The sequence below is a fragment of the Streptomyces sp. STAM6 genome, from assembly GCF_054963715.1.
This window is the reverse complement of sequence record NZ_JBUEFZ010000008.1, coordinates 48,781-63,296: the sequence shown is the minus strand read 5'-3', so window position 1 is coordinate 63,296 and position 14,516 is coordinate 48,781. Positions and strand designations below refer to the sequence as shown.

The window sequence follows — 14,516 nt, the reverse complement described above, 5'->3', positions numbered from 1 at the left end:
ACACTTGAAGGCACCTGAGTTCCAGCTGATCGGCGCCACCGCGGTGGCGCGGGTGCTGAACGGACGCCACCAGGACGTCATGGACCTCGTCTCGGAGACGTACCGGCAGCACGGCCACGGCCGGACCACCAACCCCGACAGCTACTTCCTGCGCTTCCCCGAGCGGCCCGACGCCCGCATCATCGCCCTGCCGGCCCGCATCGAGGACGAGGACGAAGTCGCCGGGATCAAGTGGATCGCCAGCTTCCCCGGCAACCACAAGAACACCGGACTGCCCCGCGCGTCCGCCGTCGTGATCCTCAACGACATGAAGACGGGCTTTCCGTTCGCCTGTATCGAGGGCTCCGCGATCAGCGCCAACCGGACGGCCGCGTCGGCCGCCCTCGCCGCCCACCTGCTGCACCCCGACAAGACCCCCGACGCGGTGGCCGTCATCGGCGCCGGACCGATCGCCCGGCAGATCGTGGAGTACCTGCGGCAGACCGGCTGGAAGCCGGGGCGCTACCGCGTCCACGACATGGTCCCGGCCCGCGCGGAGGCGTTCCGCGACGAGCTCACCGCCCTCGGCGTGGAGGCCGAGGCCGTGACCGCCTCGGCCGAGGACGCGATCCGCGGCTCGGGGCTCGTCGCGCTCGCCACCACCGCCGCCACGCCCTGGCTGACCGATCCCGGTCTGTTCACGGCCGGCCAGACCGTCCTCAACGTCTCCCTGCGGGACCTGGGCGTCCCCGTCGTCCTCGCCGCCCAGAACGTCCTGGACGACGTCGAGCACTGCATGAAGGCCAACACCTCACCGCACCTGGCCGAACAGGCCACCGGCGACCGGGACTTCGTCGCCGGGACCATCTCCGACCTCATCGAGGGCCGCATCCAGCCGGACCCGGAGCGCCCGCGCGTCTTCTCGCCGTTCGGCCTCGGCGTCCTGGACCTGGCCCTGGCCCGGTTCATCCACCACGAGGCGGACCGCCTCGGGCTCGCGATCACCGCGGACGACTTCTTCGGCCTCGCCGGGGGAACACCCGCGCCCTAGGACCGCGCCGGCGGTACGCGGCACAGGAGGCCCGCACCCCGTGGTGGGGTGCGGGCCTCCCGCATGCCCGGGTCCGGCCCGGGCGCGCGTCAGGCGCCCGCGGGCGCCGCCGGCTTCTCGTCCTCCGTGTCCGTCGGCGTGGCGCCCCCGGCGTCCGCGGGCGTCTCGTCGTCCACCGTGCGCAGCCCGCGCACCGGCGAGAACAGCGGCCACAGGGCCGCCAGCAGCAACCCGACGGTCGAGGCGAAGATGGTCCCCGGCAGGCCGAACAGCGCGGTCGTGGCCAGCGCACCGCCGGCCAGCGCGCCGAGCGGCTCGACACCCCAGCCCATGAACCGGGCCGACGAGATGATCCGGCCCTGCAGGTGCTCGGGGATCATCGTCTGTCGCATGGTGGCGACGCAGATGTGCATCACGACGATGCCGAAGACCCACGAGAACTGCGAGACACCGATCAGCGTCAGCGTCACCGGCAGGTCGAAGTGGTGGACGAAGCCGACCGGCAGGGCGGTGATGCCCGGCAGCGCGTACCCCATGATCAGCGTCGGTCCGATGCCGAACCGGGCGATGATCCGCTGGTTCACCACGGCGGCCGCCAGACCCGCGGCCCCGCCCAGCATGGTCATCACACCGAGCAGCGCCGGGCTGAGCCCCACCACCCGGAGCGCGTACAGCATGTATGTGGCCATGAACATCGAACAGAAGAAGTTGAAGAACACCGAGGTGACGGCGATCGGCCACTGGTAGCGGTCCCGCCGCAGCAGCCGCAGTCCGCTGCGGATGGCGGCCATGTGCGTCTCGTCGGCGCTGTCCGCGCCCTCGTTGTCCCTCGGGTGCGCCTTGGGCAGGCCCAGCAGCGCGGCGCTGCTGACGACATAGCTGCACGCGTCGATCAGCACGGCCACCGGGGCGCCCAGGGTCTGGACGAGCACACCGGCCAGCCCGGGACCGCCGACGTCACCGACCGCCTCGCTCGCCTCCAGCCACGAGTTGGCGGGTCCCACCTTGTCCCGGCCGACCAGCCGGGGGATGTACGGCGTCATCGCGCTGTCGAAGAGCAGGGTCAGCGCGCTGATCACATACGTCACCAGCGCCAGGACCCAGACGCTCAGCGCGTCCGCCCAGTAGAGCAGCGGCACCGTGAGCAGCACCGCCAGCCGGGCCATGTTGGCGATGTGCATGAGCCCGGTGCGCTCGTACTTGTCCGCGAACACACCGACGGACAGACCGACCGTCAGGCTGGACAGCCCCGCGGCGGCCACGAGGAGACTCATCTCCCACGGCGAGGCGTTGAGGTTGATCGCCGCCACCAGCGGCAGTGCGAACGTGGTGATCTGAGCACCGGTCAGCGAGATCGACTCGGCCGCCCACAGCCGGTAGAACCCGGTCGACGAGAGTACGGATTTCTTGCGCATGTGTCGGATGCGTCCTTCCGGCCGGTCAGCCGATCGTGACGGGCAGGGTCGAATAGCCGCGGAGGTTGAAGATCGGCCGGAGGCCGGGGTCACCGGCCAGGGCCAGGCGGGGAAAGCGGGCCGGCAGCGCACGGAAGACGATCGCCGCCTCCAGACGCGCCAGTGAGGCGCCGAGGCAGTAGTGGATGCCGCCGCCGAACGTCATGTTCTTCGGGCCCACCCGGTCGATCCGGAACCGGTCGGGTGCCTCGAAGTGCGCCGGATCCCGGTTGGCCGCTCCCATGAACACCACCACCGGCGCGGCGGCCGGGACCGGCACCCCGCCGATCTCGGTGTCCCGGACGGCGTGCCGGACGGTGGCCTGCACGGGCGACTGGAACCGCAGCGTCTCCTCGACCGCGGCGCCCGTGAGACCCGGGTCGGAGCGCAGCAGCGCCAACTGGTCCGGGTGGCGCAACAGCTCGGCCACGCCGTTGGTCAGCAGATTGACCGTGGTCTCGAAGCCCGCGATGAACAACAGCAGGACGATCTGCAGCAGTTCGTCCCGCGCCAGTGTGCCCGCGCCGTCGTGGGAGGCGAGCAACGCGGAGATCATGTCGTTCCTGGGCGCGGCGCGGCGCTCGTCGATCAGCTCCTCGAAGTACGGCGTGAGCGTACGGATCGCGTCGTCCGAGCGGGCGTAGTCGTCGTCGGAGGTGAAGATGTCGAACACGACGGAGACGGCCGCCGTGGACCGGCGCAGCCAGTCCCGGTCGGCGGCCGGGACCCCGAGCATCTCCCCGATGACCGCCACCGGCAGCGGGTGCGCCAGCACCTCGTGCAGATCGACGACCGCACCGCCCGCGCCCTGCTCCGCCAGCGCGTCGAGCCGCTCGGCCACCAGGTCCTCGATCCGGCCGCTGAGCGCCTGGACCCGCCGCTGCACGAACGCCCCGTTGACCAGGCGGCGCAGCCGGGTGTGGTCCGGCGGGTTGCGGTGCAGCAACGACTCGCCCATCACCACGCTGGTGGGGCTGGACCGCCACTGCGGGTCGTGCACATCCATCCAGGCGGCGTCCTCGACGGCGAGGTCGGCGGAGCGCAGTGCCTGCCCGGCCGCGGTGTACCCGGTGACGAGGACCGGCCCGTACGAGCTGCGGTGCACCGCGGCGGTGGAGCGCAGCCGGTCGTAGCAGGGGTACGGATCGCGCAGCCCGACGGGGGTCTGCAGCTCCAGGAAGGCCGCGTCGGCGGCGGCGTTCGCGGCGCGGTCGGTGGGGCGGGGGGTGGGGCCGGGGCTCTCCGCCCGGGCCGTGCCGGGCGCCCCGGCCGCGGGCCGGTGGGTCGCGTGGACGGGGCAGCCGTGAGCGGCCGGGACCGCCGTCCCCGGTGCGGCCGTTGTCCGCGGGGTGGCCGCTGTCCGCGGTGCGGCCGTTGTCCGCGGGGTGGCCGCTGTCCGCGGTGCGGCCGTTGTCCGCGGGGTGGCCGCTGTCCGCGGTGCGGCCGCCCCCGCCGCGTTGGCCGCCCCCTCTGCCACCGTCGCCCCGACCGCCCCGACCGCCCCGACCGCCCCGACAGCTCCCGCCGCCCCGACCGCCCCGGCCGGCGCGGTGAGGTGCGCCCTGGCCAGCCCGGCCACGGTGGCGACCGCGCCCGCGCCCATCACCCCGTAGTGGTCGCCGGGGACGGCCCGGTCGGTCAGGGTGCCGCGCACCACCTGCCGCCAGCCGGCCAGGGGCAGATCGTCGTCGGCCGCCCGGATCAGCAGTACATCCGCCTCCAGCGGGCGCGGCCGGTAGCCGGTCGCGGCGAGCAGGTTCCGCCGGAAGATCCGGAACCGGCGGCGGAAGTCGTCCAGGAGGCCTTCCGCGGGTGTGCCCTCGGCGAACCCCAGCCGCTGGAGGAGCAGCGTGAGGGCCCCGTCCACCGACAGGTCCGACGGCCAGGCGCCGAGCCCCAGACCGAGCGACCCGAGCGTGTCCTCGGCGAACCACTCCAGGAACTCGCTCTCCGCCGGTTCCGCGGAGAAGGGTTCGGGGAATTCACTGTCCACCATGACGAGCCGCACACGGTGCCCGGCGGAGACCAGCCGACGGGCCATCTCATAGGCGACGACCCCGCCCATCGACCATCCGAGCAGCCCGATCGACTCGGGCAGCGACTCGCTTTTCATGCCGGCGATGTACTCTTCCGCCATTTCCTCGACGGAGGTGTGCGGAGCCCCGCCTTCCGTCAATCCGGCGGACTGGAACGCAACGACGGAGAATTCGTTCTTCAATTTCGCCGCGAGAAGCCCGTACACGGACGCGCTGCCGCTCACCGCATGCGGACACAGTACGACGGGAAATGCGGTTCCGGTGTCACTGTGGGTGGGCGACAGGGGAACGACAACGGGATGGTCTGGTGCTGCCCGCACGGGAATGACCCTTCAAGAATCGCGCAAGTGGGAGGTGGCACATAAATCGGGGCGCATGGTTGTATGGACCCCGTCAGAGGCGGGGCGGGGTTGGCCCGCCCGGGTGTCCTGGAATGAGAGGGAGCGCAAATGGGACCTACGGGTGCGATCGACTCGGATCGCCGACTGTGCGTCATCCACGGCCCGGCCGAGCCCCGAGTGCGCCTGGTCTGTTTTCCGCACGCGGGGGGAAGCACCTCCTTTTACCGCCCTTGGCGCGAGCTGATACCGGATGATGTCGAGCTGGTCGTGGCGCGTTATCCCGGCGGTATCGAGCGCATCACCGAAGAACCCGCCCGCGATGCGGACGAACTCGCCGACGCCGTGGTGGAGGCCCTGGGCGACCGCCCCGACCTGCCCTTCGTGCTGTTCGGGCACAGCCTCGGAGCCCTCGTCGCCTACGAGGTCGCGTTGCGTACGGAAGCCGTCGGCCGGGAACCCGCTCATCTCTTCGTATCCGGCAGCGCGGCGCCGCACGCCGTTCGCGGCGGTACGGTCTGGACCCGGGGCGACGATGAATTCTGGGAAGCCGTGCTCGCCTTCGGCGGAATGGACGAAGCGGTTCTTGAAATCCATGACCTGCGTGAAATCATTCTCCCCGGACTGCGCTCCGACTTTCGCGTCGCCGAGACGTACGGACCCCGCGAGGCGACGTCGGTGAATTGCCCGGTCAGCGCGCTCACCGGAACCGCTGATCGCAGCGTGCGGCTCGATTCGGTGTATTCCTGGGGAGATGTGACGAATGGCGAAGCGGCGGTCCGGCTGTTTCCGGGAGGGCATTTCTTCCTGGCCGACGAAAGGGAATCCGTGGTGCGGCTCGTCATCTCGCACCTGCCTCGGTAGCGAGGTATTCGTCGAGGTTCTGCGAGAGGGTGCGCGGCTCGGTTGCCAGAGTGCCCCGTGCGTCCTCCAGCAGCCCCTGATAGAAATTCCGCTCGAACAGCGTCGCACCGAGTCTGCGTTTGTGTTCGGCGTCGACCTGGAGGTCGATGAACTCCATACCGGCGGCCCGGGCGCGCAGCGCGAGATCAAGATAGAGCGCCTTGAGCCCGTGCTCCTCGGCCTGAAAAGCGGAATCCACGACGAAAACCCTCGGGAAGGCGTACCCGAAAAGCCCGGCGACGAGTTCACCGGCCCGCAGGATCTCCAGGCTGCGCACCGCCCCGGCCCGGTGCAGCCCGGTCAGCGAGCCCACCAGGGGATCGGTCAGCCAGACCGGTTCCCGGTCCTTGCGGCACCGCTCGACCACCTCCGCGAAGGCGGTGTCGACCCGGCTCGTGACCTCGGGGTTCCGCCGGTGGTGCCTGGCCCCGCGGCGGCCCAGCCGGAAGTCGTCGACCGGGATCAGCGCACGCAGCGCCGGCGCCCACCACAGCAGGCCGTACGGATCGCTGCCGGCCGGTGTGGGCAGGAGGGGAATCGCCCCGCCCGCCACATCCGGTCCGTAGATCTCCCGGTTCAGCCAGATCTGCGCCTCGTCCCCGGTGGGCTGGCAGAAGAGCCCCAGCCGGTAGGCGTCCAGCAGGGTCGCCGGCGCGAAGTCCCCGCCGACGGCGGCCGGAACGCGTCCGCCCGCTCCCGGCCGCACACCCTCCCAGGCGCTGACGACCCGGTCGAGCTCAGCCATCGGAACCCGGGGCTTCCCGGAGGGCCTCGATGCGCTCGCTGCACAGGCGCAGGGTGGAGCCGCCGAAGAACTGCGTCATCGGCAGCTCGGCCTTGAGCTCGCGGCGCACGCGCAGCACGAACTTGACGGCCCGGAGGGAGTTCCCGCCGATCGCGAAGAAGTCGTCGTCGGGCGCCACCGAGTCCACTCCGAGCAGCTCGCGCCAGAAGCGGGCCACCGCGTCCTGGACCGTCTCCGCCTCCCCGGCCGGGCCGGCCGCGGCGTCGCGGTGTCCGGCCCGGTCCCGCTCGGTCCGCTCGCGGTCGGCGAGGATCTCGTCCCGCACCGCGCGGGCGTCCGCCTTGCCGGTCGCCGCGAGCGGCAGGCCCGCCCGCACATGCAGCCGCGGCCGCATGTGCGGGGCCAGTGTGCGCTCCAGCCAGGGCGTGACGGTGGCCGCCACGTCGACGGTCCCGGCGGCCGGGTCCAGGACCACGGCGGCGTGCAGCGTGGTCGTTCCGTCGGCCTCCGTGACGGCGAAGGCGCAGCACTGGCTCACGTGCGGGGCGCGGCCGACGGCGGCCTCCACTTCCCCGAGCTCCACCCGGAAGCCGTCGATCTGCACCTGGTCGTCGAGGCGTCCGAGGCAGCGGATGGCGCCGTCCGGACCGACGAGACCGCTGTCGCCGGTGAGGTGGACCCGCTCTCCGTCCACAGTGACGAAACGTTCGTTCGTGAGCGCCTCGTTGCCGAGGTAGCCGTCGGCCAGCTGCGGCCCCGAGACGGCGATCTGACCGGTGGTGCCGGCCGGCACCTCGCGCAGGTCCGGGCCGAGGACCCGCACCGTGTTGCCCGGCAGCGGACGCCCGATGACCGGCTCGCTCCCGGAGGCCGACAGTTCCGCCCAGGTGACGTCCACCGTGGTCTCGGTGGGACCGTACAGATTGAGCACACGGGTGCCCCGCAGCTCGCGCAGCCGGGTCCACAGGGCGGCCGGCACGGCCTCACCGCCCAGGATCAGCACCCTCAGCCGCTCCAGTGCCGAGGCGCGGCCGGCCGTCACCAGCGCGGTGATCTGGGTGGGGGTGGCGTCCAGGACCTCGACGCCGGTCGTGGCGATCCAGTCGGCCAGCGCCTCGGGGTTCCTCCTGGTCCGCGGGTCGGCGACCACCAGGGTCCGGCCGTGGGCGAGGGCGGCAAGATCGGCGTAGACCGCGTCCGCCGACGCGGGGTTGTTCAGGGAGAAGAGACGGCATCCCGCCGCGGCGTCGTCGAAGATCACCTCACCGTGCGCGGTGGTCATCGCGGCGAACGCGCCGTGCGGCACCACGACCGCGTTCGGCGTGCCCGTCGACCCGGAGGTGAACACGAGGTAGGCGGGGGCGCGGGGGAGAGGCCGGGGGAATCCGGCCCCGGACACGGGCTGCCAGGGCTCGGTGTCCGCGCCCGGAGCCCATTCCAGCAGGGCCGGCGCGCCGTCACCCAGCCCGGCGGCCGCCTCGGCCAGCAGGGGGGAGGTGTCCTTGTCGGTGACGAGGACCCGCACGGCGGCACGGGTCAGCCGTGCCGCCAGCTGCGGCGGCGGCAGGGCGGTGTCCAGGAGGAGGACCGTGCCGCCCGCGGCGTACACCCCGAGCACCGCCGCCGGAAGCGGCGCTCCGTACCCCACCGCGACGGCCACCGGATTTCCCGCGCCCGCGCCGAGTTCCCGCAATCGGTTCGCGAGTCCCCGTGCCGCGGTCATCAATTCCCGGTACGACATTTGTTCGGCACCGTCGACGACGGCAGTCGCGTCGGGGGCGAGCCGGGCATGTTTTTCGACCAGCTCCGGCCAAGTGGTCATGACTCTCCCCTGAAAGTCAGGCATTAATCCCCCGTAGCCACGTTCCCCGTGAATGCACCGCTCCGGCGGCAAAAAAGTGGTCTGTGACAGGAAGCTATCAGCCGGGGTGGGGCCGGGCAAGGGAGAACCTTGTCAACCCCGTGATCCGCATCACGGCTCCAAAAGGGTCATAGCGCCATATTGCGGAAAGGTTCGTCCTTCCGTGGAGGGGCCCGCCGGCGCCCTGCCCCGGCTGAACTGCTCTGGCCGGAGGCATAGTTGGCATGTATAGTCGCGCAGGTCATTCCGGCTGGTCGCGTTCGAGGAGCTTGTAATGGGGCGGTATGCGATTCCACTTTCTCCGGAAGTGCCCGCGGAACTGGCCGACGAACTCGCCAAGCGTATCTATTACGTGTCGTCCGAGATTCAGGATTTCGACATCGTCGTGTCACCCGACGGCGCCGTTGTCGCGGTCTCCGTCACAACGGTCCGGGAGGTCGACGCGGCGGAGCTGGAGCGGAAGTTGGGCGTGGTCGTCCGGCGTGACGTGCTGCCCCAGGCGGGGCTGCCCGCCGCCTCCGTCGTCTGGCGCTCGGTCGAGGAACCGAGGGGCAGCGCCGTTGAATTCTCCGAGCTGGAAAGCTCGGGGATCGTGACGCGCATGGGTGAGGGCGCCTTCGCCACGGGGGAATTGTTCACCGATCTGCTGACCCGCCTCGACGACCGGCTCCGCCGGGTGGCGGTGGAGCAATTCGGCGCCGCCTCGTACCGCTATCCGACGCTCGTGTCGACGGACGTGCTGCGGAAAGCAGGATATCTGAATTCTTTCCCGCAGTTCCTGATGACGGCCAGCCGGTTCCATTCGGACGTCGACGCCTATCACGAATTCACATCCGGCCTCGAAGCGGCGGAGCGGCACGAAGAATTTATCGACAGCTACAGCCGGCACACGGGTTACTGCCTGCCGCCGACCATGTGCTACCACACCTACCAGCAGTTCGCCGGAGGGGAAATTCCCGGCACCGGAGCGGTCGTCACTTCGCGGGGGAAGTCATTCCGCTTCGAGTCCCGCTACCACCACTCGCTGGAACGCCTGTGGGACTTCACCATCCGGGAGATCGTCTTCCTCGGCACCCGCGAGGCGGTCGTCGAGCAGCGGCAGAAGTTCATGGAGGCCGTCTGCGCCCTGGTGGACGAGCTGCGCCTGGCCGGCCACGTCGAGGTCGCGAACGACCCCTTCTTCAGCAACGAGGCCACCGCCGAGCGCGCCATGGTCCAGCGCGTCCTGGAGATGAAGTACGAACTGCGTCTGCCCGTGGCGGAGGGCCGTACGGTCGCCGCCGGCTCCTTCAACATCCACGGCTCGAACTTCGGCGAGGCCTTCGGCATGCGCCTGCCGGCCGGCGGCCCCGCGCACTCCGCCTGCGTCGGCTTCGGTCTCGAGCGCCTCACCTACGCCTTCCTCTGCCGTCACGGGATCGACCCGGCCGCCTGGCCGGAGTTCTGAACCCTTCCGGTCTGCCCCGCGGCGGGGGCCGGCGCGCCGTCCGTCGCCGGCGGGAGGGCCATGAGGCGTACGGCCCCGTCCCGGGAGGCCGGAGCCGCCGGGAGGCTCACCGCCACGGTCGTGCCGGGCGGCGACGGCGGGTTCTCCACGGCCCACCGGCGCGGCGGGCGCGCCGTCCGGTCCGGCACGACGCCCCGCTCGGCCCCGGGCGCGGTGTCCCACCGCCGCAGGTCGGCACGCACGCCCACGCCCACACCCACGGCCTGGAGGACCGCTTCCTTGCGGGTCCAGCAGCGGTAGAAGCCCCGCAGCCGCTCAGCCGGGCCGGCGAGCCCCTCGAGCCAGGCCGCCTCGCCCGGGGCGAGGGCGGTGCGGCCGATGCTCGGCAGATCGACCGGCCGGTGGGCCTCGATGTCCACTCCGACCCGCTCCTCCGTGCTCACCGCCAGGGCCCCGTACTCCGCCGAACGGCTCATGCTGATCCCCAGGGACGTCTCGGGCCACACGGCGCGCGGCGGCCCGTGACCGGGCTCGGCGCAGCCGGGGCACGGACGGTTGCCGAGCACGATCTCGCCGCCCGGCACCCCGAGCAGCTCCGCGAGCACCGTGCGCACGGCCACCCGCGCGGCCGTGAAGCGCGCCGCCCTGACCTCCCACATGCCGGCCGCCCGCCGCCGCTCCTCCTCGGAGGGGACGTCCCGGGGGGTGACGTCCCCGGCGGACCAGAGCCAGATCGACGTGGGCATGACGGCGACCTCATACGCCCGGCAGGCGCCCCTCGGGATATTTGGTAAGCTGGTGCTCGACCGGTCGGCCATGCGTGCCGACCCACAAGTGGAGGCTCCGATCTCCCACCTTGCCGTCCTCCGGGACAGCGGGTCACCGGTCAGGCGGCGCCCATCGTTCCGTACGGACGATGGAGCCGCCCGATGTGCGCCCCGTGGTGTGACCACGGCGGTGCTCCGGTATTGCGAGGAGCCCCGCCTGTGTCCGTCCGGGGCATTTTTCATGCGCCGGCGCGGTTGGTCTCACAAAACAGACGTTGCGCGTCCGTCCGCCAGGCGGTCGCGTGGTGCTACCGAGGAGGATCCATCAGCGCCGAGCCCCGCATCAACGACCGGATTCGCGTTCCCGAAGTGCGACTTGTCGGTCCCAGCGGCGAGCAGGTCGGGATTGTTCCGCTTGCCAAGGCCCTTGAGCTTGCCCAGGAGTACGACCTGGACCTGGTCGAGGTGGCGGCGAACGCCCGTCCGCCCGTCTGCAAGCTCATGGACTACGGCAAGTTCAAGTACGAGTCGGCCATGAAGGCCCGTGAGGCGCGCAAGAACCAGGCGCACACGGTCATCAAGGAGATGAAGCTCCGGCCGAAGATCGACCCGCACGACTACGACACCAAGAAGGGTCACGTCGTTCGGTTCCTCAAGCAGGGCGACAAGGTCAAGATCACGATCATGTTCCGTGGTCGCGAGCAGTCCCGGCCGGAGCTCGGCTACCGACTGCTGCAGCGTCTCGCGGAGGACGTCCAGGAGCTCGGCTTCATCGAGTCGAACCCCAAGCAGGACGGCCGGAACATGATCATGGTTCTCGGTCCGCACAAGAAGAAGACCGAGGCCATGGCCGAGGCCCGCGAGGCGCAGGCCGCCCGCAAGGCGGAGCGCCAGGGTCAGCCCGCCCAGGCGGAGCAGTCCGCCGAATAGGCCTTCCGAGGCCCCTTCCCGGGCAACCGCCCAGGACCCACCGATACATCTGACGCTCCCGCGCGCCGGCCCCGGCCGGCCGGGAGCGCCACTGACGAGGAGAGAACGGCGCCATGCCGAAGAACAAGACGCACAGCGGTGCCAAGAAGCGCTTCCGGGTGACCGGCTCCGGCAAGGTGCTCCGCCAGCGTGCGAACCGCCGCCACTACCTGGAGCACAAGGCGTCGACGCTGACCCGTCGCCTTGCCGGCACCGTCGAGGTCTCCGCCGGTGACGCCGCCAAGGTCAAGAAGCTTCTCGGCCGGTAGTCGGCCCGTCCCGCCCGACCGGGACACCGCCGGAACCACCGGAACCAAGCCGTTCTCGGGCCACGTCACCACACGAGGCCCAGCTACAAGGAGTTAACAAGTGGCACGCGTCAAGCGGGCAGTCAACGCCCACAAGAAGCGCCGGGCAATCCTCGAGCAGGCCAGCGGATACCGCGGCCAGCGTTCGCGCCTGTACCGCAAGGCCAAGGAGCAGGTCACCCACTCCCTGGTCTACAACTACAACGACCGCAAGAAGCGCAAGGGCGACTTCCGTCAGCTGTGGATCCAGCGCATCAACGCCGCTGCCCGCGCCAACGGCATGACGTACAACCGCCTCATCCAGGGTCTGAAGGCCGCCAACATCGAGGTGGACCGCAAGATCCTCGCCGAGCTCGCGGTCAATGACGCGGGCGCGTTCGCCGCGCTCGTCGAGGTCGCCCAGAAGGCGCTCCCGGCCGACGTCAACGCCCCGAAGGCCGCTGCCTGATCTCCCAGGCCGCAGTTCTTCCGCCCGGACCCGCAGGCCCTGCGCCTGCGGGTCCGGTGCGTTCCCCCATCGCGTCACGTACGAGAAGAGAGCCGCCGACCACCATGGCCACCCCCGAGCTGATCTCCCCGCGTTCCCCGCGCGTCGTCGCCGCCCGGCGGCTCGCCAAGCGCAACTTCCGGGGCAAGGACCGCCGGTTCATCGCCGAGGGGCCGCAGGCCGTCCGTGAGGCCGTCGATCACCGCGGCGGCGGGGAGCCGACCCTGGTCGAGCTGTTCACCACCGTCGAGGCCGCCGAGCGGTACGCCGACATCGTCGCGGCCGCCCGCGCCACCGGCGCCCGGATCCACCACGCCTCCGACGCCGTTCTGGCCGAGGTCTCGCAGACCGTCACGCCGCAGGGGCTCGTCGGCGTCTGCCGGTTCCTGGACTCGCCTTTCGAGGAGATCCTGGCGGGCCGCCCCCGGCTGGTCGCCGTCCTCGCCCATGTGCGCGACCCCGGCAACGCCGGTACCGTCCTGCGCTGCGCCGACGCGGCGGGCGCCGACGCCGTCGTCCTCACGGACGCCTCCGTCGACCTGTACAACCCCAAGTCGGTACGCGCCTCCGTCGGCTCGCTCTTCCACCTGCCCGTCGCGGTCGGAGTCCCCGTCGACCAGGCCGTCGCCGGGCTCAAGGGCGCGGGTGTCCGCGTCCTGGCCGCGGACGGCGCGGGCGACGACGACCTGGACGCCGAGCTCGACGCCGGCACCATGGGCGGCCCCACCGCCTGGATCTTCGGCAACGAGGCCTGGGGCCTGCCCGAGGAGACCCGCGCCCTCGCCGACGCGGTCGTACGCGTCCCCATCCACGGGAAGGCCGAGAGCCTGAACCTCGCGACCGCCGCGGCCGTATGTCTCTATGCGTCCGCGCGTGCGCAGCGTGCTCCCGGAGGGTGCCGCTCCGTCACCTCCAGCTAGTAGGGTGGCGGGCTCGGGGGCCCTCCCCCAGGGGTGTGTCGAGGGGTGGGATACGGGGATGACGGTCGGGACGAGCAGGCCCGCGGCGACGCGGGGACCTTTACTGAGCGTGTCCGGAGCCTCGGGGGACTGCGGCATCGACCCCGACGACCTCCCCGACGGACTCGTCGTCGCCGACGAGAACGGCGTGATCGTCTGCTTCAACGCCGCGGCGGCGCGCATCACCGCGGTACCGCCCGGCGAGGCGCTCGGCCGCCCACTGGAACAGGCCCTGCCCCTGGAGGACCTCAAAGGCCGCCGCTGGTGGGCCCTGACCGAGCCGTACGGCGGGCTCGCCACCCGGGTGGGCCAGCCGGAGCGCAATCTGCTGCTGCCCGGCGGCCGTGAGGTCCTCGTCGCCGCCCGGTACGTCCGCGAGCGTCCCCTCGGGCCCGTCCGGAAGGTCGTCGTCACCCTCCGCGGCACCGAGGCCCGCCGGCGCAACGAGCGCAGCCACGCCGAACTGATCGCCACCGTCGCGCACGAGCTGCGCTCCCCGCTGACCTCGGTCAAGGGCTTCACGGCGACCCTGCTGGCCAAGTGGGAGCGGTTCACCGACGACCAGAAGCGGCTGATGCTGGAGACCGTCGACGCCGACGCGGGGCGCGTCACCCGGCTCATCGCCGAGCTCCTCGACATCTCCCGAATAGACTCGGGACGGCTGGAGGTGCGCCGCCAGCCGGTCGACCTCGCAGCGGCCGTCGGCCGCCACATCCAGGCCCACATCGCCCGCGGCCAGTCCGCGGACCGCTTCTTCGTCCGCGTACGCCGTCCGCTGCCCGACCTGTGGGCCGACCCCGACAAGATCGACCAGGTCCTCGGGAACCTGCTCGAAAATGCGGTGCGACACGGTGAGGGAACCGTCACCATCGAGGTGGCACCCACCACCGCCACCGACGACGAGAAGGGAACGGCCGTCACCGTGAGCGACGAAGGCCCCGGCATCCCCGAGGAGTCGATGGGCCGTGTCTTCACCCGCTTCTGGCGGGGGAGCAAGCGCGGCGGGACGGGCCTGGGCCTGTACATCGTCAAGGGCATCGTCGAGGCGCACGGCGGGACGATCACCGTCGGCCGCGGCCCCGCCGGCGGCGCGGAATTCCGATTTACCCTGCCCGTGGGCGCGCCGGCCTATCTGGCCTGAGCGGTCCACGGGCTGATCCGCGGCTCCTTCGCATGCCCACACCCCGTTAGACTCGTCCTTTGGCACCTTTG

13 protein-coding genes are annotated in these 14,516 nt (G+C 71.4%); 8 read left to right on the top strand and 5 right to left on the bottom strand.

The genetic code is table 11. The annotated features are described in order from the left end of the window. Positions 1–4: 4 nt before the first annotated feature. Entirely contained in the window at positions 5–1,030 is a 1,026-nt protein-coding gene (sbnB, locus tag ACY34K_RS12830) for a 2,3-diaminopropionate biosynthesis protein SbnB (RefSeq protein ID WP_462746385.1), read from the top strand. An 89-nt stretch (positions 1,031–1,119) separates the two neighbouring features. Here the strand turns inward: sbnB and ACY34K_RS12825 are convergent, their stop codons facing one another. Further along, positions 1,120–2,445, bottom strand: coding sequence for an MFS transporter (locus ACY34K_RS12825; RefSeq protein WP_462746384.1), 1,326 nt, complete (start codon positions 2,443–2,445; stop codon positions 1,120–1,122). A gap of 25 nt (positions 2,446–2,470) precedes the next feature. After that, a complete protein-coding gene (locus tag ACY34K_RS12820) occupies positions 2,471–4,840 on the bottom strand; it encodes a cytochrome P450 (protein ID WP_462746382.1) in 2,370 nt (789 codons plus the stop codon). A 129-nt stretch (positions 4,841–4,969) separates the two neighbouring features. Here ACY34K_RS12820 and ACY34K_RS12815 point away from each other — a divergent pair, with 129 nt between their 5' ends. Then, positions 4,970–5,722, top strand: coding sequence for a thioesterase II family protein (locus tag ACY34K_RS12815; protein WP_462746380.1), 753 nt, complete (start codon positions 4,970–4,972; stop codon positions 5,720–5,722). Here ACY34K_RS12815 and ACY34K_RS12810 read toward each other — a convergent pair. Next, entirely contained in the window at positions 5,700–6,506 is an 807-nt protein-coding gene (locus ACY34K_RS12810; RefSeq protein WP_462746379.1) for a hypothetical protein, read from the bottom strand. The two genes, ACY34K_RS12815 and ACY34K_RS12810, sit on opposite strands and share 23 nt — an antisense overlap. Further along, positions 6,499–8,328: a non-ribosomal peptide synthetase gene (locus ACY34K_RS12805; protein WP_462746377.1), complete on the bottom strand. Its 1,830-nt coding sequence runs from the start codon at positions 8,326–8,328 to the stop codon at positions 6,499–6,501. Before ACY34K_RS12805 ends, ACY34K_RS12810 begins: the two co-directional genes overlap by 8 nt. Positions 8,329–8,674: 346 nt before the next feature. On the opposite strand from ACY34K_RS12805, the gene ACY34K_RS12800 reads away from it, so the two are divergent. After that, positions 8,675–9,814 carry a class-II aminoacyl-tRNA synthetase family protein gene (locus tag ACY34K_RS12800; protein WP_462746376.1) on the top strand — a complete coding sequence of 380 codons (1,140 nt, stop codon included), beginning with the start codon at positions 8,675–8,677 and terminating at the stop codon, positions 9,812–9,814. Here ACY34K_RS12800 and ACY34K_RS12795 read toward each other — a convergent pair. After that, positions 9,778–10,560, bottom strand: coding sequence for a 4'-phosphopantetheinyl transferase family protein (locus ACY34K_RS12795; protein ID WP_462746375.1), 783 nt, complete (start codon positions 10,558–10,560; stop codon positions 9,778–9,780). The genes ACY34K_RS12800 and ACY34K_RS12795 overlap by 37 nt on opposite strands. A 276-nt stretch (positions 10,561–10,836) precedes the next feature. Here ACY34K_RS12795 and infC point away from each other — a divergent pair, with 276 nt between their 5' ends. The 5 genes from infC (at position 10,837) to ACY34K_RS12770 (ending at position 14,445) form a co-directional block, all read left to right on the top strand. Further along, positions 10,837–11,511 carry a translation initiation factor IF-3 gene (infC, locus tag ACY34K_RS12790; RefSeq protein ID WP_462746373.1) on the top strand — a complete coding sequence of 225 codons (675 nt, stop codon included), beginning with the start codon at positions 10,837–10,839 and terminating at the stop codon, positions 11,509–11,511. A 113-nt stretch (positions 11,512–11,624) separates the two neighbouring features. Then, positions 11,625–11,819, top strand: coding sequence for a 50S ribosomal protein L35 (rpmI, locus tag ACY34K_RS12785; protein ID WP_462746372.1), 195 nt, complete (start codon positions 11,625–11,627; stop codon positions 11,817–11,819). Positions 11,820–11,919: 100 nt separating this feature from the next. After that, entirely contained in the window at positions 11,920–12,306 is a 387-nt protein-coding gene (gene rplT / locus ACY34K_RS12780) for a 50S ribosomal protein L20 (RefSeq protein ID WP_462746371.1), read from the top strand. Positions 12,307–12,410: 104 nt separating this feature from the next. Beyond that, positions 12,411–13,265, top strand: coding sequence for a TrmH family RNA methyltransferase (locus ACY34K_RS12775; RefSeq protein ID WP_462746369.1), 855 nt, complete (start codon positions 12,411–12,413; stop codon positions 13,263–13,265). Positions 13,266–13,323: 58 nt separating this feature from the next. Further along, complete coding sequence (locus ACY34K_RS12770) at positions 13,324–14,445, top strand: sensor histidine kinase (RefSeq protein WP_462746367.1); 1,122 nt, start codon at positions 13,324–13,326, stop codon at positions 14,443–14,445. Positions 14,446–14,516: the final 71 nt, after the last annotated feature.